25 protein-coding genes are annotated in these 20454 nt (G+C 48.2%); 18 read left to right on the top strand and 7 right to left on the bottom strand.

Annotated elements, in window-relative coordinates; all coding sequences use genetic code 11:
• Nucleotides 1-21 precede the first annotated feature (21 nt).
• The 3 genes from AC8GFK_RS05375 to AC8GFK_RS05365 are packed head-to-tail and all read left to right on the top strand — an operon-like array spanning nt 22 to nt 2813.
• Nucleotides 22-849: an ABC transporter permease gene (locus tag AC8GFK_RS05375; protein WP_506624957.1), complete on the top strand. Its 828-nt coding sequence runs from the start codon at nt 22-24 to the stop codon at nt 847-849.
• Complete coding sequence (locus AC8GFK_RS05370) at nt 827-1633, top strand: ABC transporter ATP-binding protein (RefSeq protein WP_506624956.1); 807 nt, start codon at nt 827-829, stop codon at nt 1631-1633. Before AC8GFK_RS05375 ends, AC8GFK_RS05370 begins: the two co-directional genes overlap by 23 nt.
• Nucleotides 1626-2813: a SpoIID/LytB domain-containing protein gene (locus tag AC8GFK_RS05365; protein WP_506624955.1), complete on the top strand. Its 1188-nt coding sequence runs from the start codon at nt 1626-1628 to the stop codon at nt 2811-2813. The genes AC8GFK_RS05370 and AC8GFK_RS05365 overlap by 8 nt, the downstream gene beginning before the upstream one ends.
• A 3-nt stretch (nt 2814-2816) precedes the next feature.
• On the opposite strand, the gene dapD is transcribed toward AC8GFK_RS05365, so the two are convergent.
• Nucleotides 2817-3734: a 2,3,4,5-tetrahydropyridine-2,6-dicarboxylate N-succinyltransferase gene (gene dapD, locus AC8GFK_RS05360; protein ID WP_506624954.1), complete on the bottom strand. Its 918-nt coding sequence runs from the start codon at nt 3732-3734 to the stop codon at nt 2817-2819.
• Nucleotides 3735-3764: 30 nt separating this feature from the next.
• On the opposite strand from dapD, the gene AC8GFK_RS05355 reads away from it, so the two are divergent.
• The 9 genes from AC8GFK_RS05355 (at nt 3765) to AC8GFK_RS05315 (ending at nt 9978) form a co-directional block, all read left to right on the top strand.
• Nucleotides 3765-4301 (top strand): LOG family protein, encoded by a 537-nt coding sequence (locus AC8GFK_RS05355; protein ID WP_506624953.1) that lies wholly within the window; start codon nt 3765-3767, stop codon nt 4299-4301.
• On the top strand, nt 4291-4740 hold the full coding sequence (locus AC8GFK_RS05350) for an SRPBCC family protein (protein ID WP_506624952.1): 450 nt from the start codon (nt 4291-4293) through the stop codon (nt 4738-4740). Before AC8GFK_RS05355 ends, AC8GFK_RS05350 begins: the two co-directional genes overlap by 11 nt.
• Nucleotides 4741-4792: 52 nt before the next feature.
• Complete coding sequence (locus tag AC8GFK_RS05345) at nt 4793-4993, top strand: sigma factor-like helix-turn-helix DNA-binding protein (protein WP_190276993.1); 201 nt, start codon at nt 4793-4795, stop codon at nt 4991-4993.
• Nucleotides 4994-5105: 112 nt separating this feature from the next.
• Nucleotides 5106-5285, top strand: a complete 180-nt coding sequence (locus AC8GFK_RS05340; RefSeq protein WP_020045748.1) for a DUF3117 domain-containing protein — start codon at nt 5106-5108, stop codon at nt 5283-5285.
• Nucleotides 5286-5510: 225 nt separating this feature from the next.
• Complete coding sequence (locus tag AC8GFK_RS05335) at nt 5511-6782, top strand: leucyl aminopeptidase family protein (RefSeq protein ID WP_506624951.1); 1272 nt, start codon at nt 5511-5513, stop codon at nt 6780-6782.
• Nucleotides 6779-7405: an O-methyltransferase gene (locus tag AC8GFK_RS05330; protein ID WP_506624950.1), complete on the top strand. Its 627-nt coding sequence runs from the start codon at nt 6779-6781 to the stop codon at nt 7403-7405. The genes AC8GFK_RS05335 and AC8GFK_RS05330 overlap by 4 nt, the downstream gene beginning before the upstream one ends.
• A 13-nt stretch (nt 7406-7418) precedes the next feature.
• Nucleotides 7419-8537 carry a S1C family serine protease gene (locus tag AC8GFK_RS05325; RefSeq protein ID WP_506624949.1) on the top strand — a complete coding sequence of 373 codons (1119 nt, stop codon included), beginning with the start codon at nt 7419-7421 and terminating at the stop codon, nt 8535-8537.
• Nucleotides 8538-8557: 20 nt separating this feature from the next.
• Nucleotides 8558-8863: a sec-independent translocase gene (locus tag AC8GFK_RS05320; RefSeq protein WP_506624948.1), complete on the top strand. Its 306-nt coding sequence runs from the start codon at nt 8558-8560 to the stop codon at nt 8861-8863.
• Complete coding sequence (locus AC8GFK_RS05315) at nt 8860-9978, top strand: Mrp/NBP35 family ATP-binding protein (RefSeq protein WP_506624947.1); 1119 nt, start codon at nt 8860-8862, stop codon at nt 9976-9978. Before AC8GFK_RS05320 ends, AC8GFK_RS05315 begins: the two co-directional genes overlap by 4 nt.
• Here the strand turns inward: AC8GFK_RS05315 and AC8GFK_RS05310 are convergent.
• Together AC8GFK_RS05310 and AC8GFK_RS05305 are read right to left on the bottom strand one after the other, a co-directional pair.
• On the bottom strand, nt 9949-10443 hold the full coding sequence (locus tag AC8GFK_RS05310; RefSeq protein ID WP_095673845.1) for a DUF1003 domain-containing protein: 495 nt from the start codon (nt 10441-10443) through the stop codon (nt 9949-9951). The genes AC8GFK_RS05315 and AC8GFK_RS05310 overlap by 30 nt on opposite strands.
• 2 nt (nt 10444-10445) lie before the next feature.
• Nucleotides 10446-11759, bottom strand: coding sequence for a magnesium transporter MgtE N-terminal domain-containing protein (locus AC8GFK_RS05305; RefSeq protein WP_506624946.1), 1314 nt, complete (start codon nt 11757-11759; stop codon nt 10446-10448).
• Nucleotides 11760-11800: 41 nt separating this feature from the next.
• Here AC8GFK_RS05305 and AC8GFK_RS05300 point away from each other — a divergent pair, with 41 nt between their 5' ends.
• The 3 genes from AC8GFK_RS05300 to AC8GFK_RS05290 are packed head-to-tail and all read left to right on the top strand — an operon-like array spanning nt 11801 to nt 14162.
• Complete coding sequence (locus tag AC8GFK_RS05300) at nt 11801-12712, top strand: DMT family transporter (RefSeq protein ID WP_506624945.1); 912 nt, start codon at nt 11801-11803, stop codon at nt 12710-12712.
• A complete protein-coding gene (locus tag AC8GFK_RS05295) occupies nt 12709-13554 on the top strand; it encodes a PHP domain-containing protein (RefSeq protein ID WP_506624944.1) in 846 nt (281 codons plus the stop codon). Before AC8GFK_RS05300 ends, AC8GFK_RS05295 begins: the two co-directional genes overlap by 4 nt.
• Nucleotides 13551-14162 (top strand): MarC family protein, encoded by a 612-nt coding sequence (locus tag AC8GFK_RS05290; protein ID WP_506624943.1) that lies wholly within the window; start codon nt 13551-13553, stop codon nt 14160-14162. Before AC8GFK_RS05295 ends, AC8GFK_RS05290 begins: the two co-directional genes overlap by 4 nt.
• A gap of 23 nt (nt 14163-14185) precedes the next feature.
• Here AC8GFK_RS05290 and AC8GFK_RS05285 read toward each other — a convergent pair whose 3' ends face one another.
• Genes AC8GFK_RS05285 through AC8GFK_RS05275 form a run of 3 tightly spaced genes read right to left on the bottom strand, consistent with a single transcriptional unit; the run spans nt 14186 to nt 16460 of the window.
• Nucleotides 14186-15547 (bottom strand): DEAD/DEAH box helicase, encoded by a 1362-nt coding sequence (locus AC8GFK_RS05285; protein ID WP_506624942.1) that lies wholly within the window; start codon nt 15545-15547, stop codon nt 14186-14188.
• Entirely contained in the window at nt 15548-15799 is a 252-nt protein-coding gene (locus tag AC8GFK_RS05280) for a DUF3107 domain-containing protein (protein ID WP_095673839.1), read from the bottom strand.
• 16 nt (nt 15800-15815) lie between these two features.
• Nucleotides 15816-16460 (bottom strand): TetR/AcrR family transcriptional regulator, encoded by a 645-nt coding sequence (locus AC8GFK_RS05275; protein WP_095674193.1) that lies wholly within the window; start codon nt 16458-16460, stop codon nt 15816-15818.
• A 46-nt stretch (nt 16461-16506) separates the two neighbouring features.
• Here AC8GFK_RS05275 and moeZ point away from each other — a divergent pair, with 46 nt between their 5' ends.
• The 3 genes from moeZ to AC8GFK_RS05260 are packed head-to-tail and all read left to right on the top strand — an operon-like array spanning nt 16507 to nt 18868.
• The gene (gene moeZ, locus AC8GFK_RS05270; RefSeq protein WP_506624941.1) at nt 16507-17688 is read left to right on the top strand and encodes an adenylyltransferase/sulfurtransferase MoeZ; all 1182 of its coding nucleotides are present in this window, start codon (nt 16507-16509) and stop codon (nt 17686-17688) included.
• Nucleotides 17688-18560, top strand: a complete 873-nt coding sequence (gene mshB, locus AC8GFK_RS05265; RefSeq protein WP_506625790.1) for an N-acetyl-1-D-myo-inositol-2-amino-2-deoxy-alpha-D-glucopyranoside deacetylase — start codon at nt 17688-17690, stop codon at nt 18558-18560. The genes moeZ and mshB overlap by 1 nt, the downstream gene beginning before the upstream one ends.
• Entirely contained in the window at nt 18557-18868 is a 312-nt protein-coding gene (locus AC8GFK_RS05260) for a hypothetical protein (protein ID WP_506624940.1), read from the top strand. The genes mshB and AC8GFK_RS05260 overlap by 4 nt, the downstream gene beginning before the upstream one ends.
• Here the strand turns inward: AC8GFK_RS05260 and cysS are convergent, their stop codons facing one another.
• A complete protein-coding gene (cysS, locus tag AC8GFK_RS05255) occupies nt 18869-20446 on the bottom strand; it encodes a cysteine--tRNA ligase (RefSeq protein WP_506624939.1) in 1578 nt (525 codons plus the stop codon).
• Between the last annotated feature and the right edge of the window lie 8 nt (nt 20447-20454).

The following is a 20454-nucleotide window of genomic DNA, read 5'->3' as shown; positions in this document are numbered from 1 at the left end:
CGCTGCGGTAGCCTTTCGCACGTGGAGAAGCCAGTAGTTGTATACGAGCCATTTCGCGCAGGCTTGCCGCCTATGCGCGAGTACATGCGCTCACTCTGGTCTCGCCGAACCTTTATCTCCGAGTTCTCGCGGTCAGAACTGCGCGAGCAGAATTACGGATCTGTCTTCGGCCAATTGTGGCTAGTTCTAAACCCGCTTCTTCTCTCAGCTGTCTACTTCCTTCTCATTTATGTCATTGGCGGAAGTAGCGATGCCACTCGTTTTGGACACCTCACGGCAAGTCTCTTTCTCTTCTATTTGGTAGCAAATAGCCTCACAGGTGGAGTCAAAGCAATTACCTCTGGTCAGCGTTTGATTATGAATACTTCATTTCCCAGAGTGATGTTGCCAATTTCTGCAACGGTTATTGCCCTCTTCAAATTTATTCCGACGCTCATTGTCTTCGGATTCATTCACGTACTAATCGGACTTCCATACTCATGGCAAATGTTGTGGGCAATCCCGATTTTGGCAATTGCACTTGTCATGGCTCTAGGTATGGCAATTCTTATCTCTTGCATCAATGTGTACTTCCGAGATATCTCAAGCATGCTTCCTTATCTGACTCGAAGCCTTCTCTACTTATCGCCAATTCTTTATGTTGCATCAAGCATCTCTGATCGAATTAAGACTTTTGAGATTGCCAATCCGATCTTTTATCTTCTCGATTCATGGTCACGCGTCTTGGTACATGCTCAGGCGCCAACTGTCTTTGGAATGGTTCACGCATCTGTGTGGGCACTTAGCCTCTTCACCGTTGGCACATACTTCTTCCTATCGAGGGAGCGTGATTTCGCTGTCCGCCTATAGCAATACACATACTCCTCAAAGCCTTGCAGTATCTGTAAAGGATCTAGGGCTTACGTACACAACATCGATTGATAAGAAGCCAACTCTTAAGGCGCGCATAAAATCTCTTGGTCGCGGGAAAAAACACACTCGCATTGTGAAAGCGCTTAACGATGTCTCTGTAGATGTTCATTACGGAACAGTTCTTGGCATCATCGGTTCAAATGGTGCTGGTAAATCTTCACTTATGCGCGTGATTTCCGGCATCGTTCCTCCAACTCAAGGTCGTGTTGAAGTCTATGGAAGCGTCAGCACTCTCTTAGCGTTGGGCGTTGGCTTTAATCCATCGATGACAGGACGAGATAACGTCTATCTAGGTGGCCTTGCAGCTGGAATGTCGCGTGAAGATATTGATAAGAATTTTGATGCCATCGCTGCATTCTCAGAGCTCGGCGAGGCAATCGATGCCCCTATGCGCACTTATTCATCAGGAATGTATGCACGCCTTGCCTTCTCGGTAGCAGCTGTTGTCGAACCAGATATTTTGATTATTGATGAAGCACTCAGTACCGGAGATGCGAAGTTTAAAGAGAAGAGCCTTAATCGAATCAAGGAGCTTCGCACCGCAGATCGCGCACTCATTTTAGTTAGCCACGCGTTAGCGACCATCGAAGATATCTGCAACGAAGTCATCTGGCTTGATAAAGGTAAGTTAATGGCGCGAGGCAATCCAACAGAAGTTATCGCTTCTTATCGTGAATTCGTAAATGCAAGAAAGAGCGCATCATCAGATGAGGATGTTTAAAGCCGGGGTTTTACTCCTAGCTGCAACTTTTATAGTCATACCTGTTTCTCGTGCTGAAACTCCTGCAACATTTTCCTTTACTGGATCCGGTTATGGCCATGGAGTAGGAATGAGCCAGATGGGGGCTCGCGCTCTCGCACTCGCTGGCGAATCTGCAACAGGAATCCTTAATTACTATTACAAGGATGTTGTGGTTGCTCCATTTGTAGATAGCCACACGATACGAGTAAATATCGGGCACTTACTTCGCTCAGTTTCTTTTGTTACCGCAACTCCCGAATCTTCTATTCAGATTTATGCTGGAGAAGTCACTGACGTCACTGATATTGCACCTATCGCAGTACTCGGAACACGACAGAAAGCATCATTTAGGTTAGATGCTGCGCAGAACATAGTTGGCCCAGTAACTGGAAAAGCCTTCACTATTCGCTGGACCGGACCCAATGCAGTAATGACTTTTTCACAACCCGGAAGTTCTGCGAAGTATCGCTATGGGCAGATGCAGATGAAAGTGGTGAAAGGCGCAATCGAAGTAACAAATTCGCTCAGTCTTCACGATGAATATCTCTGGGGAATCAGTGAAATTTCTTCGGCATGGCCAGCTGCAGCCCTGGAAGCCCAAGTCATTGCTGCTCGTTCGTATGCACTTTCTAAGATTTCTACCATTAAGCCATCATGCGACTGCCATGTGTATTCACATATCGCGGACCAGAACTTTGTCGGGTATTCGAAAGAGAGCGAGCCAAAGATTGGCCAACTCTGGAAAGCTGCCGTTAATCGCACGCATATCGACTCAGCAACAAGCCTTGCCATCCTCGCTTCAGGAAAGCCTATTCAGGCTTATTACTCATCATCTTCAGGGGGAGCGACTCAGACAACGTTGGATGCATGGGGCCAAGCAACTTCCTACACACAATCGGTTCCAGATCCAGCTGGCTTAGATCCCAAACTCAATCCGAGATTTGCACAGTGGAAGGCATCTGCAACTCAAGAGCTGGTGAAGAAAGCATTTCTGCTTCCCGATGTAGTCACTCTGGAAATTGTCTCTCGAAATTCTGCAGGAGCGGTTACTTACATAAAGGGAACTTCGACTTCAGGTTCAACGAAATTACTAAGAGGCGATACCTTCAGAAGTCGAGTGAAGATTCCTTCTCCGTATTTTCAGCTTGCTTTGCCGTAGTACTTAATTAGCGTGAAGGACAGAATTTAATCCGCCCCAAGTACCTGTGCGCATAACAGCTTCAAGCCCACCAGTCAGTGAATTTCTACGGAAGAGAAGATTGTTTGCTCCAGAAAGCGATGCAGCCTTCACGATTTCACCATCAGGCAACTTCACCTTCGCTGCTGCGGTGATGTAAGTACCAGCTTCAATGACGCAGTTATCGCCAAGCGAGATACCAAGACCTGAGTTGGCACCAAGTAGGCACTTTTCACCAATTGAAATAACTTCTTTACCGCCGCCGCTGAGCGTTCCCATGATGGAAGCTCCGCCACCGACATCAGTGCCATCTCCGACAACAACGCCTGCAGAGATACGACCCTCAACCATAGATGCGCCCAGAGTGCCGGCATTAAAGTTGATAAATCCTTCATGCATCACAGTTGTACCTGATGCAAGGTGAGCACCGAGGCGAACGCGATCAGCATCTGCGATTCGTACACCTGATGGAATGACGTAATCGACCATGCGCGGGAATTTATCGACTGCAAATACTGTGAGATGGCCATACTTCGCTTTAAGTCGTGCACGTGTAGCTTCAAATCCATCTACTGCGCAAGGACCCGCAGAAGTCCAGACCACGTTTGCAAGAAGTCCAAAAATTCCATCGAGTGATTGGCCGTGAGGTTTTACAAGTCGATGCGAAAGAAGATGAAGGCGAAGGTATGCATCGCGTGCATCTTTTGGAGCTTGTGCGAGATCAATTTCGAGTGAGACCAATTCACGAGTTACACCTCGAGCATCATCGCTTCCAACCATTGCAGTAAGTGATGCATCAGGAGTTCCAGTGAGTGCACCTAAAGCTGGTGCTGGAAACCAGACATCGAGAACTGTTGATCCTGCAATTGTTACTATTCCGTGACCGTGAGCTAAAGAAGACATGTTCTAAGCCTAACCCCTATCCTGTGCCTCATGCGCATTGCAGTGTTCTGTTCTTCCTCACCGACTATCGACTCTAAATTTATCGACCTCGCATTCGAACTTGGCTCAGGAATTGCACGCAGTGGAGCTGAATTAGTTTCTGGCGGAGGCCATATTTCTGCCATGGGTGCAATCTCCCGCGGTGCAAGAAGTGTGGGCGGCCGGACAATCGGAATCATTCCTCAGAAGTTGGTTGATATTGAATTTGCTGACCACGAGAGCGATGAACTTATTGTGGTCGATTCAATGCGTACACGAAAGGCAAAGATTGAAGATCTCTCTGACGCCTTTATTACTTTGCCGGGTGGGCTCGGAACTCTCGAAGAACTCTTTGAAATTTGGGTTGGCCGCTACCTTAATTTCCACGATAAGCCAGTAATTATTCTTGATCCATATGGGATTTATCAGCCACTACACGCGCTTGTTGAACATCTTGAAAATGAGAATTTTGTTAAGCCCGGAATGCGCGATCTCTTGCACTGGGCAACTTCTGTTGAAGAAGCTGTAGCGGTTGCTCATGGCAAGTAACACTCTTTCAATCAGTCTCACAATTCCTGCGCCTGTTGATTCTGTCTGGAAGAAGATTGCGGACTGGCAATCACAAGGTGAATGGATGTTGCAGACAAAGGTCTGGGTAACTTCGAAAGAAACCGAAGGAGTTGGAACTTCAATTGCAGCCTTTACAGGTCCATTGCATCGAATCTATCCACGCTTCGGATTCTTAGGGTTACTTGATCTCATGGTTGTTACGAAGTGGCAACCTCCACATCGTTGCGATGTCGAACATGTCGGAAAAATTCTGAAAGGAACCGGAACTTTCCAATTAACGCAAATGAATTCGAGCACAACACGTTTTGACTGGTCTGAAACCATCCAAGCGCCCAAGGTGATATTTGCCCTTATGGCACCCTTTCTCTACATAGGTGTTCGCATATCTCTAGCGCGTTTCGCACGATCTTTTACATAAGTCACCCTTTTCCTCGCTTTCTTTAAGAATCAAGCGAGTAACCTCTATACCTATGAGCGGCGCCAGCAATCCACAATCTTTGGCTGAACTCCTCGCTGCTCTGCCCGATGAAGAACGATTCATCTTGACCCTTCACTATCTGCGGTCACAAAGTAGTTCTGAAATTGCCGCCCTCTTATCTGTCCCTGAGCGGTCAGTAATCGCGGTAATTGAGTCTGGAAAGGCTCGCCTCACAGGGGCTTTAGGTCTTTAACCCCCTATTTCACCGATTTCACCCATGGCTCAATCTGCGAGATACTTCTCCCTGTAACTTTCCTTAAGAAGGTTTCCCCACCCGAAGTAAGAGCAAACAAGGAGTCCCCACCATGGCAGCTATGAAACCTCGTACAGGCGATGGGCCAATGGAAGTCACCAAGGAAGCTCGCTCGCTCGTTATGCGAATCCCTCTCGAAGGCGGCGGACGCCTCGTGGTTGAACTCAACCCACAGGAAGCAAATAACCTCAGCGCTGCTCTTGAAGCCGCTGTTGCTCTCATTAAGAAGTAGAGCGGATTACAGAAAATTCTTCACACAGTCGCACCTGATTTAGATTCACTAATCAGTGCAGATGTTCTCGCTCTTGGGTTTACAAAGAGCGGAGATAACCCTGTCGAGTTCATCGGCAACTCTCGTTTAATCGCAGCGCTTGAAAAGTATTTTGAAATTAGCCTTATTGATGAGGTCACTTTCTTCCAGCCTTCAGGTAAAGCCGGCGAACTCTTTGAAATCCCCGTGCTTCACGATGGTGCGCAGGTAGATCGTTTGTATTTAGTTGGCGCTGGTGATGGTTCACTTCCAGCTCTTCGCACTGCGGGAGCTGCGCTGGGAAAGAAAGTTCGCGGGAAAGCAATTGAACTCGTCTCACTCCTTGCTGAATCCCGAGCCGAAATTCGCGCGCATGGTGTTTCAATTCTTCTCGGTGCATATTCATGGAACCTCAAGACAGGTAAACCAACAGAGCTTGCAACCATCGCAATCGCAACCAAGGATTCAGCCTCCGTCAAAGAAGCAGGTGTCATCGCACGTGCGCTCTACACAGCACGCGACTTGATCCACACACCTTCAAATATCAAGAATCCACTCTGGATGGCTGAAGAGGCTAAGAAGATTGCCGACGAAAAAGGTTTAGCTATTTCAGTTCTTTCCGGAAAAGAGCTCGCACCTTTTGGTGGGCTACGTGCAGTTGGAAATTCTTCACCAAAGCCAGGGCCACGATTCATTGAGTTGACCTATATTCCAAAAGGAAAAGCACGAAGCGCAGCAGCACTTCCGCACGTTGTGATTGTCGGAAAAGGAATCACCTTTGATACCGGTGGCGTCTCACTCAAGCGTCCTTATGAATTTATGACTGCGATGAAGAGCGATATGGCTGGTGCGGCTGCAGCTCTTGCAACAATTAGCGCACTCCCTGATTTACAACCACAGGTAAAAGTCACTGTGCTCATGATGTGTGCAGAGAATGCACTTTCAGGTACAGCGCAGCGACCATCTGATGTCATTACTCAATACGGCGGTACAACTGTAGAAATCATCAATACCGATGCAGAAGGTCGCCTCGTTCTTGCAGATGGATTGGCATATGCAGTCGCTAATCTCGATCCTGATTACCTCTTTGATATTGCAACTTTGACAGGGTCAGCAACACTTGGACTTGGCCGCCAATATGCAGCTCTTTACTCTCGCGACAATAAGTTGGCACAAGAGCTGGTTGCAAATGGTGAAGCATCTGGTGAACGCGTCTGGCAGATGCCACTTATCGATGATTATGCTGATTCACTTGAAAGTGATGTAGCTGACCTTAACCATGCAGCAGATAAAGGAAATTACTCGGCAGGATCTGTGACGGCAGCTCTCTATCTCGAACATTTCGTTGGCGATGCACGATGGGTGCACCTTGATATTGCAGGAACAGGGCGCAGCGAAACAGATTCAGGAGAAAACGCTAAGGGCGGCACCGGTTTCGGCGTGCGATTCTTCATCGATTGGATATTGTCTCTCTCATGAACATCACACCGCATTCTTATGCAGAATCCTTTATTGCAGAAGATGCCATAAAGGCAGCAGCTCGAGCACGAGGCCTCGAGCTCGGTGCAATTGATGTCACCCAAGGAACTGGCGCATATCTTCGCCACCTTGCTCATCAACTCAGCGCACAATCTGTTGTAGAAATCGGAACAGGTTCAGGTGTTGGCGCATTGTGGCTACTCGAAGGAATGATGCCGAGCGGAACCCTCACTTCGATTGATGATGAGATGGAACATACAAATATTGCAAAGATGGCTCTAGCGGAAGCTGATATTGCGCAGCCGCGTTTTCGACTCATCACTAATTCAGTCATGGACGTGATGACGAAGCTCACTGATCGCGCATATGACTTAGTGGTATTTCGCCACAACCCTGAAGATCTCAGCTTTGCAATCTCAGAAGCGCATCGAGTTCTGCGAAGCGGTGGTGTTTTCGTCATCGACAATTTCTTCGGTAGTTCAAAGGTGCAAGATCCTGCACAACGCGACCCAAAGACGATTGCACTTCGCGAAGCCGGTAAATCAATCAAATTAGATACCGAAGCTTGGGTTACAACACTGATTCCAACAGGCGATGGCTTACTCCTCGCCACAAAGTTATAGAAGAGTAAAGAGAATGAGCATCAATAACGGCGGACCTTGGTGGGTAGCTCCAAGCAAGAGCGGACTCGGCAGAAATATCACTTTGCGATCAGCGGTAGTTCTTTCACTTGTAACAGGTGTCATCGGCGGAACATTTGGTGCCGCATCTTCTGGTTCACTCTTCGGTCACTCAGTTAATCTCGTTAAATCTACTTCAACGATTGAGCGCCCCGTAGGATCTGTTGCAGAAATTGCACAACGCGTACTTCCATCGGTTGTATCTATTGAAGCGCGCTCCTCAGATGGCGGATCTACAGGTTCGGGATTTGTCATCGATAGCAGCGGTTACGTACTTACCAATAACCACGTGATTGCTTCCTCCGTGACCAGTGGCGGAAATATCACCGTTCGCCTCAACGACGGTTCTGCCTACGATGCCAAAGTTGTTGGACGAGATAGCTCTTACGACCTCGCCGTGCTTAAAATAATCGGCGCGTCGCTCAAGGCACTTCAATTTGGAGATAGCGAGAAAGTTGCTGTCGGGGATTCTGTGATTGCAATCGGATCTCCATTGGGGCTTTCTGGAACCGTCACACTTGGAATCATTAGCGCAAAGGATCGCGCTGTGACTGCAGGAGAATCTAGTGAAGAGAATTCGTTTATCAATGCCCTACAAACAGATGCTGCAATTAACCCCGGTAACTCAGGTGGACCACTAGTTGATGCAACCGGTGCAGTAATTGGTGTGAACTCAGCGATTGCTTCATTGGGTTCGAATTTCTCATCTCAGACTGGCTCCATCGGACTTGGCTTTGCAATTCCAATTAATCAAGCGCGAAAGACTGCAGATCAATTAATTAAGAATGGCAAGGCAACATATCCGGTGATGGGCATCTCCGTAGATATGAATTACTCAGGAGAAGGTGCTCTCATTGCAAAGACTCCAAACGCTGTTTTGCGCGGTGGCCCAGCAGCCAAAGCTGGCATGAAATCCGGAGACATCATTACTGAAATTGAAGGCAGAGCAATCACTTCGCCTGAAGAGCTGATTGTCGCTATCAGAGCGCAAAATGTCGGAGATAGCATCAAAGTCACATATAAGCGTGGAGCTATTTCCAAGACCGTCACCCTCGTTCTGACGGCATCGAAGTAGCAGAGTAGGGTTTAGCCACTATGTTCTTTGACTTCGGAGCCGGTGAAATCGTAGGCCTTGCGATTCTCGCAATGATCTTGGTGGGCCCAGAGCGTCTACCTAACTTTGCAGTTGATGCAGCTAAATTTATAAAGCGTGCGCGTCAGATGGCGACCAACGCTACCGATGAACTCAAAGGCAACCTTGGCCCAGGCTTTGAAGATCTCAAGCCAACAGATTTAAGTCCAAAGAAATTTATCCAGAAGCAACTCGCTGGCGTTATGGATGATGAGCCAACGTCATCGACCTCAAAAAAATCTTCCAAAATTGATCCCGATCTTCTATGACAACTCTTGAATTAGTTCACGCAGCACTTGCCACCGTCCAAGATCCTGAACTCCATCGCGCCCTTCCTGAACTTGGCATGGTCAAGGCAGTTGAAATTTCAGGAAATACTGCAAAGCTGGAAATTCTCTTAACGATCTCAGGCTGCCCTATGAAGGATCGACTTCAGAAAGATATCGATGCTGCAGTAAAAGCAGTCGATGGAATCTCTGCCGTTGAAATCAACTTTGGCGTGATGGATGAAGAGCAACGTGCCAACATTAAAAAGCTTCTTCGCAATGGACGCGAAAGCTTTATCTCATTCGCTCAAAAGGATTCACTTACTCGCGTTATCGGTGTTGCATCCGGTAAAGGCGGCGTTGGAAAGTCTTCACTGACTGCCAATTTGGCAGTTGCATCTGCACAAAAGGGTTTACGTGTCGGCATTCTTGATGCAGATGTCTACGGCCACTCAATCCCTCGATTGATGGGGCTTATTGGACAGAGACCCACAGCTATCGATCAAATGTTTATCCCTCTCGAATCTTTCGGCGTGAAGACAGTCTCTATGGAGATGTTTAAGCCTGAACGTTCTGATGCAATCGCATACCGCGGACCACTTCTGCACCGCGTTCTCGAGCAGTTGCTCTCCGATGCGTACTGGGGAGATCTCGATCTTCTCTACATCGACCTTCCGCCAGGTACCGGAGACCTTGCAATCTCATTGGGGCAGCTTGTTCCTTCATCTGAAATCGTTGTAGTAACAACCCCACAAATTGCAGCAGCTGAAGTTGCCGAGCGTGCAGGTCGCATTGCTCACCAAATTCATCAACGCGTTATTGGCGTTATCGAAAATATGTCTGCCTACCCATGCGCAAAGTGCGGAGAACTCACATCGCTCTTTGGCGAAGGCGGGGGAGAAGAAACTTCTCGTCGCCTTTCACAGTTGGTGGGCGCAGATGTTCCACTGCTTGGAAAGATCCCATTTAGCCCAGATCTTCGCGAAGGTGGAGATGCTGGTGCTCCAGTAGTTGTGTCAGCTCCTGATAGCTCAAGCGCCAAGGCAATTGAAGCAATTGTTTCTCAGTTGATTGTGCGCGAGAAGTCTTTACTTGGCGTCAGACTCGGGCTTGCGTAACTCTTCAACAATCTCTTTTGCAAGATCGCCTAATTCATTACGCATGTAATCGCGAGTAGCAACATCACCCAAAGCAATACGAAGGCTTGCTAACTCACGAGTGAGATATTCAGTATCTGCAATGCTTCGAGCGTTCTGAGCGCGATCCTCATTGAGCGCAATGCGGTCACGGTCAGCTTGACGATTCTGTGCAAGCAAGATGAGGGGCGCTGCATATGAAGCCTGGAGTGAAAGAATCAAAGTTAGAAAGATAAACGGGTAAGTATCGAAGCGAATATCTTTTGGCGCCAAGGTATTCCACAAGACCCAACTGAAGACAAACGCTGTCATATAAACCAAGAAACGTGCAGTACCTAAGAAACGTGCGAAGCGCTCAGAGAGACGACCAAAAGTTTCAGGGTCGATATTTCCTCGGAGCGAACGGCGAGTCTCGCGCGGTGTATCCAAACCAAAGTTGCGGGCCATCGTTACACCTCCTCGGTGAAATTGTCTGCGAAGTTTGTATCGATACTTTCAAGGGCTGCAGTTGTCGCTGCAGAATCTCGGTGGTCATGTCGCCAGTTTTCAGGCAACAAGTGATCGAGCACGTCATCGACAGTAACAGCACCCAAGAGGCGGTCATTGGCATCGATAACTGGCAATGAAAGTAAGTTGTAGCTAGCTAAGTATGACGACACTGCATGCAGGGATGCGTCGGGATTTACGCCTTGCGTATTGGTATCAACAATCGAGCCCAGCAGAGTTGAAGGCGGTTCGCGTAGCAAGCGCTGGTAATGAACCATTCCGATAAATCGACCCGTTGGAGTTTCAAGCGGTTGGCGTGCGATAAATACCTGTGAAGCAAGCGCTGGTGAAATTTCACTCTGGCGCACAGCAGCGAGAGCATCGGCAACTGTGTAATCAGCAGACATCACGATGGGTTCGGTCGTCATCATTCCACCGGCTGAGTAATCTTCATAAGTCATAAGACGCAATACATCTTCAGCATCTTCCGGATCCATCAGACCAATAAGTTCTTGAGCGCGCTCTTCTCCAATTTCGCGGAGCAAGTCAGCAGCATCATCAGGATCCATCTCTTCAAGAACGTCAGCTGCGCGTTCGCCTTCGAGTTCTGCAAGGAGGGCAACGCGTTCTGATTCATCCATCTCTTCAAGAACATCGGCAAGACGCTCGTCATCAAGTGCGCGAGCAACTTCAACGCGACGCTTAGGTGCGAGATCTTGAATTACCGCTGCTAGGTCGGCTGCGCGCAGGTTAGAGAGAGTTGAAAGTAAGTTAGAGACACCTTGGTTAGATTCGTGCTGAGCAAAACCAGTGACTTCTTCCCATGCAACAGTTGAAGTTGCACCCTTGCGACGAAGACCGCGGCCCTTGCGCATGATGTGGACACGTGTGATGAGCCAATCTCCAGTGCGATTTTGCTCCATGCCCATATCTTCAACAAGAACATCTTCATTGTTCTCAAGGAGAGTAATTGTGCGGTCGAGCAGATCGCCAAGAACGAGCATTTCACCAGCGCGAGTTTCAAATCGGCGCATATTGAGAAGCCCAGTAATTACTACGCCACCAGATTCAATCGAAGTGACTCGAGTGATGGGAACGAAAACGCGTCGACGCAGAGGTACTTCAACAACAAGTCCCAGGATGCGCGGAGATTGATTATTGGAACGAAGGGTCGCGACAGCATCGCGCACCTTGCCAACAGGATCCCCATTAGGGTCGAAAACAGCAGTTCCGGCAAGACGGGCGAGAAATATTCGATTGATGTTATTTCCGCTCATGGGATAAGAGTAACGGCTGGGGTATCGACTAGGTTTGCCTTATGTCTGAGGTCCAGAGAGCAACGGTTCATAATCACACTGAACTGCCCGCACGGCCTGACCTCATCCGCCTCATTATCGGAATATTTGGCATCGGATCTTCAGGGCCACTCATTGCGTTAAGCACGATGCCTGTCCCGACCCTTATTTTCTGGCGCAATCTCGGTGGATCGCTGATGACTCTGCCCTTTGCGCTTCGTCATAAACTCGATCGCACAGGTGCGAAGTGGGCGGTTTTGGCTGGTGTCGTCCTTGCTGTGCACTTTGTTGGATTCTTCCTTTCAATGCGCATGACTAGCGTTACTGCCGGAACTGCCATAGTCGCTACTCAACCAATCTTTGCTGCATTTTTTGTAAAGCTCACGGGTGGACATATTCCGACAAAAGCTTGGTTTGGAATGTTGATCAGTTTTAGCGGCGTACTTCTCGTTACAGGTATTGATCTACAACTCGATCGGCGTTCATTTATGGGAGATCTAGCAGCTCTCATTTCCGGTGCTCTTGCCGCTGCGTACATGTTGATTGGCTCACGCGCACAGCAAACGCTAGCGACAACTTCTTATACAACGATTTGCTATTTTGTTTGTGCCATCACCGCACTTCCTATGGCGCTGCTCTCTGGTTATCCAATATTCGGCTTCGTTGCGAAAGAGTGGTGGGTTCTTATTGGACTCATCTTGGGCGCACAAATTCTTGGACATACGATGTTTAACATCACCTTGAAGCGCGTCTCACCTGCAGTTGTATCAATGATTGTCTTCTTTGAAGTTCCTGTTGCTGCAATTCTTGCGATGGTTTTTGATATTGGGAAGCAACCAACGCTCATGATTATTCCGGGAGTTATTCTCATTCTTGGAGGATGTATTTTGGTAGTCCTACGCACACGCCCTGAAAGCGTGATGGTGGACGAATGATTGATCTTCATACCCACACCACCTGTAGCGATGGAACAGATTCACCTTTTTCTCTAGTGAAGAAAGCGCTAGCAGCAGGTGTTACAACGTTAGCTATTACAGATCACGATTCGACTGCAGGGTGGGCGGAAGCAGTTACTGCGATTCAACCTCAGATTGAACTTGTCTTAGGCGCAGAAGTTTCCTGTCTTACAACAGATGGAATCAGCGTTCATATGCTTGGACTGCTCTTTGATGGCGAAGATCTCGAAATTCAACAGATGCTTGCGGATTCACGAGATACCCGTCTGCCTCGTATGCGCAAAATGGTCGAACTCTTGAGCGCAGATGGAATCAATATTTCACTCGATGATGTCTATCGCGCAACACCTGAGGGCGCCACAGTTGGTCGTCCTCATTTAGCGGATGCTTTAGTTGCTAACGGAGTTGTCGCTAGCCGCGACGAAGCGTTCCTAGATTTACTTAATAATGACTCTAAATACTATGTAACGCATGCTGCTCCAACGCCAGAGGATGCAATCCGAACCATCCGTAAAGCTGGGGGAGTAGCGGTCATCGCTCATCCATTTGCATCTCGCCGCGGCCAAACTATTACTGCATCCACATTTGCAGATTTAGTTGCTGCAGGACTTAATGGAATTGAAGTTCACCACAGAGATCAGAACGCGCAAGAGCAAGAAACCCTTATTGCCATTGCACGCGAACTTTCCTTAGTGACAACCGGCTCGAGTGATTACCACGGCACAGGAAAATTAAATGGTTTAGCGGAAAACACCACATATCAGGCACAATGGGAACAGTTAGAGTCACTTGCTAATGCACGAAGGGTTGTTAAGAAATGAATTCACTAGGAGCAGTTACCTTTGCTACTCAAGCTTTTGTCACCCTTTTTGTCATTATGGATCCACCGGGTGCAACACCAATCTTCTTAGGGCTAGTCGGAGATAAAACTCCGCGCGAGCGAGTACGCCTTGCATGGCAGGCAGCAGGTGTTTCACTCTTCGTTATCGCCACATTCGCACTCTTTGGGCAGTTGATCTTGGAGTATATGAATGTCTCAATCGAAGCACTTCAAGCAGCTGGCGGGCTTTTGCTTCTCTATGTTGCCCTTCAACTGCTTACCGGAAATAAGAACACCGGCACAGAAAATTCGAGCGATAACATTGGGATGGTTCCGCTGGGCACACCGCTCCTTGCAGGTCCCGGCGCAATTGTTGCCACAATGATTTACGTGCAGAAGGCAGATACAACAACTCAGATTATCGGACTCGTAATCGCCATCTTGGCCGTTCACTTGATTATCGGCACCGTATTGATGGCATCAACAAAGATTGTTAGTTTGATTAAGGACTCAGGCGTCACACTTCTTGCAAGTATCGCCGGACTCTTGCTGGCAGCAATTGCGGTACAGATGCTCGCAAATGCAATTAAAGCTTTTGCGGCTGCTTAACGAAACTTAATCTCTAGAGTTAATTACTCGGAGATACGTTTTGTGCGAGTGCGTTCGCGCTTCACACGTTCTGCTGCAGGCTTCTTGACTTCTGGACTCTTCTCGCGCTTCGGGCGATCAGATGCAGAACGGTCAGACTGTGGCTTCTCTGCCTGAGGAGCGCGCGCTTTGACCATACGACCATTAGAGCCCGCTGGAATGTTGAGCATTTCGTAGAGGTGCTCAGATGATGAATACGTTTCAACCGGTTCTGGGAGTCCGAGAACGAGCGCTGTATCAATCATCTTCCAACGTGCGAGTTCATCCCAGTCAACAAATGTGACTGCAATTCCGTGTGCGCCAGCGCGAGCTGTACGACCAATGCGGTGCACGTAAGTCTTCTCATCTTCAGGGCACTGGTAATTAATAACGTGGGTAATTCCATCGATATCGATACCGCGAGCTGCAACATCTGTTGCAATCAGAACATCTGATTTTCCTGCCTTAAAGTCATTGAGCGCTTTTTCGCGAGCAGATTGACCGAGATCACCGTGAATAGTCGCTGCACGGAAACCGCGCTCAATGAGGTCATCTGAAGTCTTTTGCGCTGTGCGCTTGGTGCGGCAGAAAACAATTGTTGGTCCACGACCATTTGCCTGCAAGATGCGAGCAAGCATTTCAATCTTATCCATCGCATGAGCACGGACTACATGCTGTTCGATACGCGAAACAACAGCGCCTTCATCTTCATTATCTTGAGTGCGAATATGCACTGGCTGATTCATAAAGCGACGTGCGAGAGCAATGATGTCGCCAGGCATGGTTGCTGAGAAAAGCATTGTCTGCTGACGTGCAGGCGTGCTTGTAAAGATCTTCTCTACATCTGGCAAGAAGCCGAGATCGAGCATTTCATCTGCTTCATCAAGTACTACGCGAGATACAAATTTCAGTGTGAGCTGTCCTTGGCGATAGAGATCAAGTAGGCGACCTGGAGTTCCAACAACGATTTCAACGCCGTTATTAAGCGCTTCGATCTGAGGTTCAAATGCGCGCCCACCATAAACAGCGAGAGTGCGGATACCGCGATTAAATGAGAGTTCTTCAATATCTTTTGTTACCTGCACGCAGAGTTCGCGAGTTGGAACAACGATTAATACCTGTGGCTTGCCTTGATTAGGAAGTCCGGCCCAATCAGAATCATTGGGAGCGATAACGCGTTCAATGACAGGAATACCGAAGGCAAGGGTCTTTCCGGTTCCAGTTTTAGCTTGACCAATGACATCGCCATCAGCGAGTGCGATAGGCATAACCATCTCTTGAATTGGAAATGGTGAAGTAAATCCGTGCTCTGCGAGAGCTGCGATTGTTTCCTTACGAAGAGGAAGGTCTGCGAAAGTCAGGCTCACTTACACAACGCCGAAACCGACGCGGCGCTCAGCTGGCTCGCCGATTTCGACGTAACCAATCTTGTCCGCAGGGACGATGATCTCGTGTCCCTGAATATCTTGAAGAGAAAGTGGAGTTTGTGCTGTGAGAGCTGCCGTTACAGCGCTCTTGATCTCAGCAGGAGTTGATGGGCAATCAAAAGAGAGTTCACTTCCAACGTTGGTGATGGAGATACGAACCTTTGATGCTTTTTCTGATTTCTTTGAACTCATGCGCCTATCTTATTCGCTAAGAGTCAGTGCGGGGAAATCCAGAAATTCCACGCCACATGAGGTTCTCAACGAGCTCCATAGCCTGCTGACGAGTGAGTTTGCTATCACGCTCGAGCCAGTGGCGAGCAGTTACTTGTACATAACCAATCAATCCGACTCCGAGCATCATTGCCGCTTCCTTAGGAAGTCCAGTGTCATTTGAGATAACTCCAGAAACAGCTGCTGCGCAGTCGTAAGTCATTCGATTAAGACGTTCGCGAACTTGTGGCTCGACGCTCATATCGCTTTCAAAAAGTAGGCGGAAAGCTTCGCCCTCATTCTCAATAAAGTTGAAGTATGCCTCGATGGTGACATGTACTCGCTGCTCGTTATCAGGAGTTGAAGAGATTGCCTTTTGAATTTCATAGACAAGTGAATCGATATGAAGATCGAGAACAGCGAGATAGAGATCTAGCTTGGAAGGGAAGTGCTGATACAGAACGGGCTTGCTGACATTTGCTCGATCTGCGATTTCATCCATTGCGGCCGAGTGATAGCCGGCAGCAGTGAAAACTTCGAGAGCGGCAGAGAGCAGAATTGCGCGACGTTCATCGCGAGGAAGGCGCGATTTATCTGAACGCGAATTGTTTGCAGAAGCTGTTTCAGTACTCATTACGCGCATCGTACTGAATTCGCCACGAAAGGCACAGTAAGGCAGAATTGCCAGCATGAAGACGCCTCCACTAGTCACGCCAGGCCCAGCGCTCTCAGTTGATGAAGTGCGCCGCTATAGCCGCCACTTGATCATTCCTGATGTTGCAATGGCTGGCCAACAGCGCTTAATGAATGCAAAGGTTCTCTGCGTCGGAGCAGGTGGATTGGGCTCTCCAGCACTTATGTATCTTGCAGCAGCCGGAGTTGGAACTCTCGGAATCGTTGAATTCGATACCGTCGATGAATCTAATCTCCAGCGCCAGATTATTCACGGCCAATCAGATATTGGAAAGAGCAAGGCACTTAGCGCGAAAGAGAAAATTGCTGAGATCAACCCTTTTGTAAATGTTATTTTGCATGAAACACGTCTCGATAATTCAAATGTCATGGAGATTTTTTCTCAATACGACATCATCGTCGACGGAACAGATAATTTTGCAACTCGCTACCTCGTCAACGATGCATGCGTGCTGTTGAAGAAGCCTTATGTCTGGGGTTCGATTTATCGCTTCGATGGACAGGCGAGCGTTTTCTGGGCTGAGTACGGTCCTTGCTACCGCTGCCTATATCCAGAACCACCACCTCCAGGAATGGTGCCAAGCTGCGCCGAAGGTGGCGTGCTTGGAGTTCTCTGCGCAACTATTGGATCAATCCAAACAACAGAAGCGATCAAGGTTCTCACCGGAGTTGGCGAACCACTTATCGGTTCACTGATGGTCTATGACGCACTTGAAATGACATTCCGAAAGATCAAAGTTCGTAAAGATCCTAACTGCCCACTGTGCAGCGAAGATGCGACTCAAACCGCACTTCTTCCTGACTATGAAGCATTCTGCGGAACACTTTCAGATGCTGCTCAGGAAGCAAGCACCGGATCTACGATTACCGTTCAAGAGCTCAAGACAAAGATTGATAGCAAAGAAGATTTCTATCTCATCGATGTGCGCGAACCTAGTGAGTACGAAATCGTCAATATTCCAACCGCTCACTTAATTCCTAAGCAAGGATTTATCGACGGAAGCGTGCTCGCATCTTTGCCGCAAGATAAGCCAATCGTTCTTCACTGCAAGAGTGGTGTTCGCTCAGCTGAATGCCTTGCCATTCTTAAGAGCGCTGGTTTTGCTGATGCTTCACATGTATCTGGCGGCGTCATCGCATGGGCAAAGCAGATCGATACAACTCTTCCGGTCTACTAATGCTCAATAGTTACAAGGGTTACCGCATGCTGCTCGTGCATGCTCATCCCGACGACGAAACTATTAACAATGGAAGCACTATGGCGTTGTATGCAGCTCTTGGCGCTGAAGTCACGCTGGTTACATGTACACGTGGTGAAGAAGGTGAAGTTCTAGTTCCTGAACTTTCTCATCTGGCAGCTAGCGCAACTGATTCGCTGGGCCCGCATCGCGTACAAGAATTAGCAGATGCTATGAAAGCGCTCGGAATTTCGGATCACCGTTTCCTTGGCGGCGATACAAAAAAGTATCGAGACAGCGGAATGATGGGTACAGAACCAAATAATCGCCCCGATGTTTTCTGGCAGGCAGATCTTGAGAGAGCCTCGGATGATTTAGTTGCAATCATTGACGAGGTTAAGCCTCATGTGATGATCACGTATGACGAAATTGGCGGATATGGCCACCCTGATCACATTCAAGCCCATCGCGTTGCCATGCGAGCGTCGGAGAAATCACGTTGGAAGATTGAAAAGATTTATTGGAACGTCATGCCAAGGTCTGTTATTCAAGAGGGCATTGATGCGATGAAGGAAGTCGGTTCTGATTTCTTTGGTGCTGAAAAGGCAGAAGACCTTCCATTTGCTAAAGATGATTCATTCGTTCATGCCATGGTTGATGGAAACGCATATGTCGAGCAGAAGATGGATGCAATGCGCGCACATGCAACACAAATTGAAGTTGACGGACCATTTTTCGCGCTCTCAAACAATTTGGGTTTACAGGTGTGGGGATATGAGTATTACACCTTGGTTAAGGGCGAGAAGACCGCACCTTTTGATAGCAAGGGCTACGAGCAAGATCTCTTTGCGGGCGTAGATATCTCTCGATGAATTTCGTTTATGCGATTTTCATTGGCGTAGCAACCGCGCTTTCCGCAACGCTTATTCATCAAACACTTCCACCAATCGGTGCGATTGCTGCCATCGTTGCCAGTTACCTAGCAATTTGGTGGGTAGGTCGTTTCACAGGCAAGAGACGTTATAAATTCTTTGCGCTCATCTCTTGGCTTGCAGTCATCGCTAAAGCTGGATCTTTTGGAGTAGGAAACGAGCTACTTATTCAGGGAGATAACCCAGGAAGTGCGCTTTTAGCTCTTGGATTTATTGCAGGAATCTTTGCCGTAGCCAGGCGTCCTTAGTTAACGCCAGCTCCACTCTTGACCGTTTGCTCCATCTTTAATCTCAAGTCCTGCTTCAGAAAGCTGATCTCGGAGCGAATCACTTAAAGACCAATTCTTTTCTGCACGTGCCGTGATTCGAGCAGCAAGCAAGGCTTTGATCTCATCACTCGGTTCTTTACTTTCGACACCACGGTCGAGCTCTAAGCCAAGTACTTGATCGGCAAATAAGAACAGCGCGCGTTTATCGAGTGCACCAATTGTCGAGTCTTTTTCAATGGCACGAATTCGCTGCATGGCGCGGGGAGTATCCAGGTCAGTTGTGAACGCATCGCTAATCTCTTGATCAAACTTTAATTCAACGCCACTGCCTGAATCTGCAAGCAATTGCCGCCAACGCTTAAGAGTTGAATGCGCTGCTTCAAGGGACGCCCAACTTAAATCCATTTGAGATCGATAACGGTTCTCGAGGAGTGCAAAGCGAAGCGAAAGCGGATCTAGTCCTCGATCAATCACATCCTGCAGCAATACGACATTGCCAGCACTTTTTGACATCTTGCGACCTTCAAAGAGCAAGTGCTCGCCATGTACCCAGGTATTTACCGTTTCATCACCAGTAAGTGAATCTGATTGGGCACGCTCATTTTCGTGGTGTGGAAAGCGCAGATCAATACCGCCGATATGAAGATCTACATGACCGTCAAGAAGCTCGATGGACATTGCACTGCACTCGATATGCCAGCCAGGAAAACCTGCGCCCCAAGGTGAATCCCAAATCATTTGTGTGCGCGCACCTGCTAATTTCCAGAGCGCCCAATCAGCGTGAAATCTCTTTCCGCCTTCATCGGTAAATTCGTAACGATGTCCCGGCTTGAGCGCTTCTAGTTTGTTGCCACTTAAAGCACCATACGTTGGAAATGATGTTGCATCAAAGTAGACCGAACCATCGCTACCAACATATGCATGTTTAAGTTCGATGAGCTTCTCAATTGCAGCAATCATCTGAGGCATCTTCTCTGATGCTCGCGGATAAGAATCAGCACCCTGAATATTGAGGCGTTGTAAATCTAAATGAAAGCGCGCTTCAAATGTCCGAGCGATTTCAAAAGGGTCAACCTTCGTCTTCTCAGATTCAGCCAGCATCTTGTCTTCTTCGGAGAAGTCATCGGCCATATGACCGACATCGGTGATGTTCTGAACGAGAGTTACTTCAAGACCAGTCATCTGCAGAGTTCGAGAGATGAGATCAGATAGCAAAAAAGTGCGAAGATTTCCTACGTGGGCATCGCGATAGACAGTTGGTCCACAGCAGTAAATTCGTACTGCGCCGTCGCGACCAGAAATCGTCTTCAGGGCCCGCGACATCGTGTCGTACATGGATAGCGAACCTGCAGAAGTGTCGCGACGATTGAAGACTGGAATTACTCGAAATGCGACTGCTGATTCAGGATCAAAAGAGATGCTTTCGCCGCGTCGATTAATCAGAGTTGTCTCACTCTGTAGAACGCCAACCACATCACGGAAAGTTCCATCGCTATCGCGAAGCCGGATAGTGACTCGCTTGCCGAGCGCTTGGGCAATCTGGGTGGGCAAATTCATCGCTGACC

It is taken from the genome of Planktophila turicensis (SeqCode), from assembly GCF_965234405.1.
GTDB lineage: Bacteria > Actinomycetota > Actinomycetes > Nanopelagicales > Nanopelagicaceae > Planktophila > Planktophila turicensis.
This window is presented reverse-complemented; position numbering and strand designations above follow the sequence as displayed.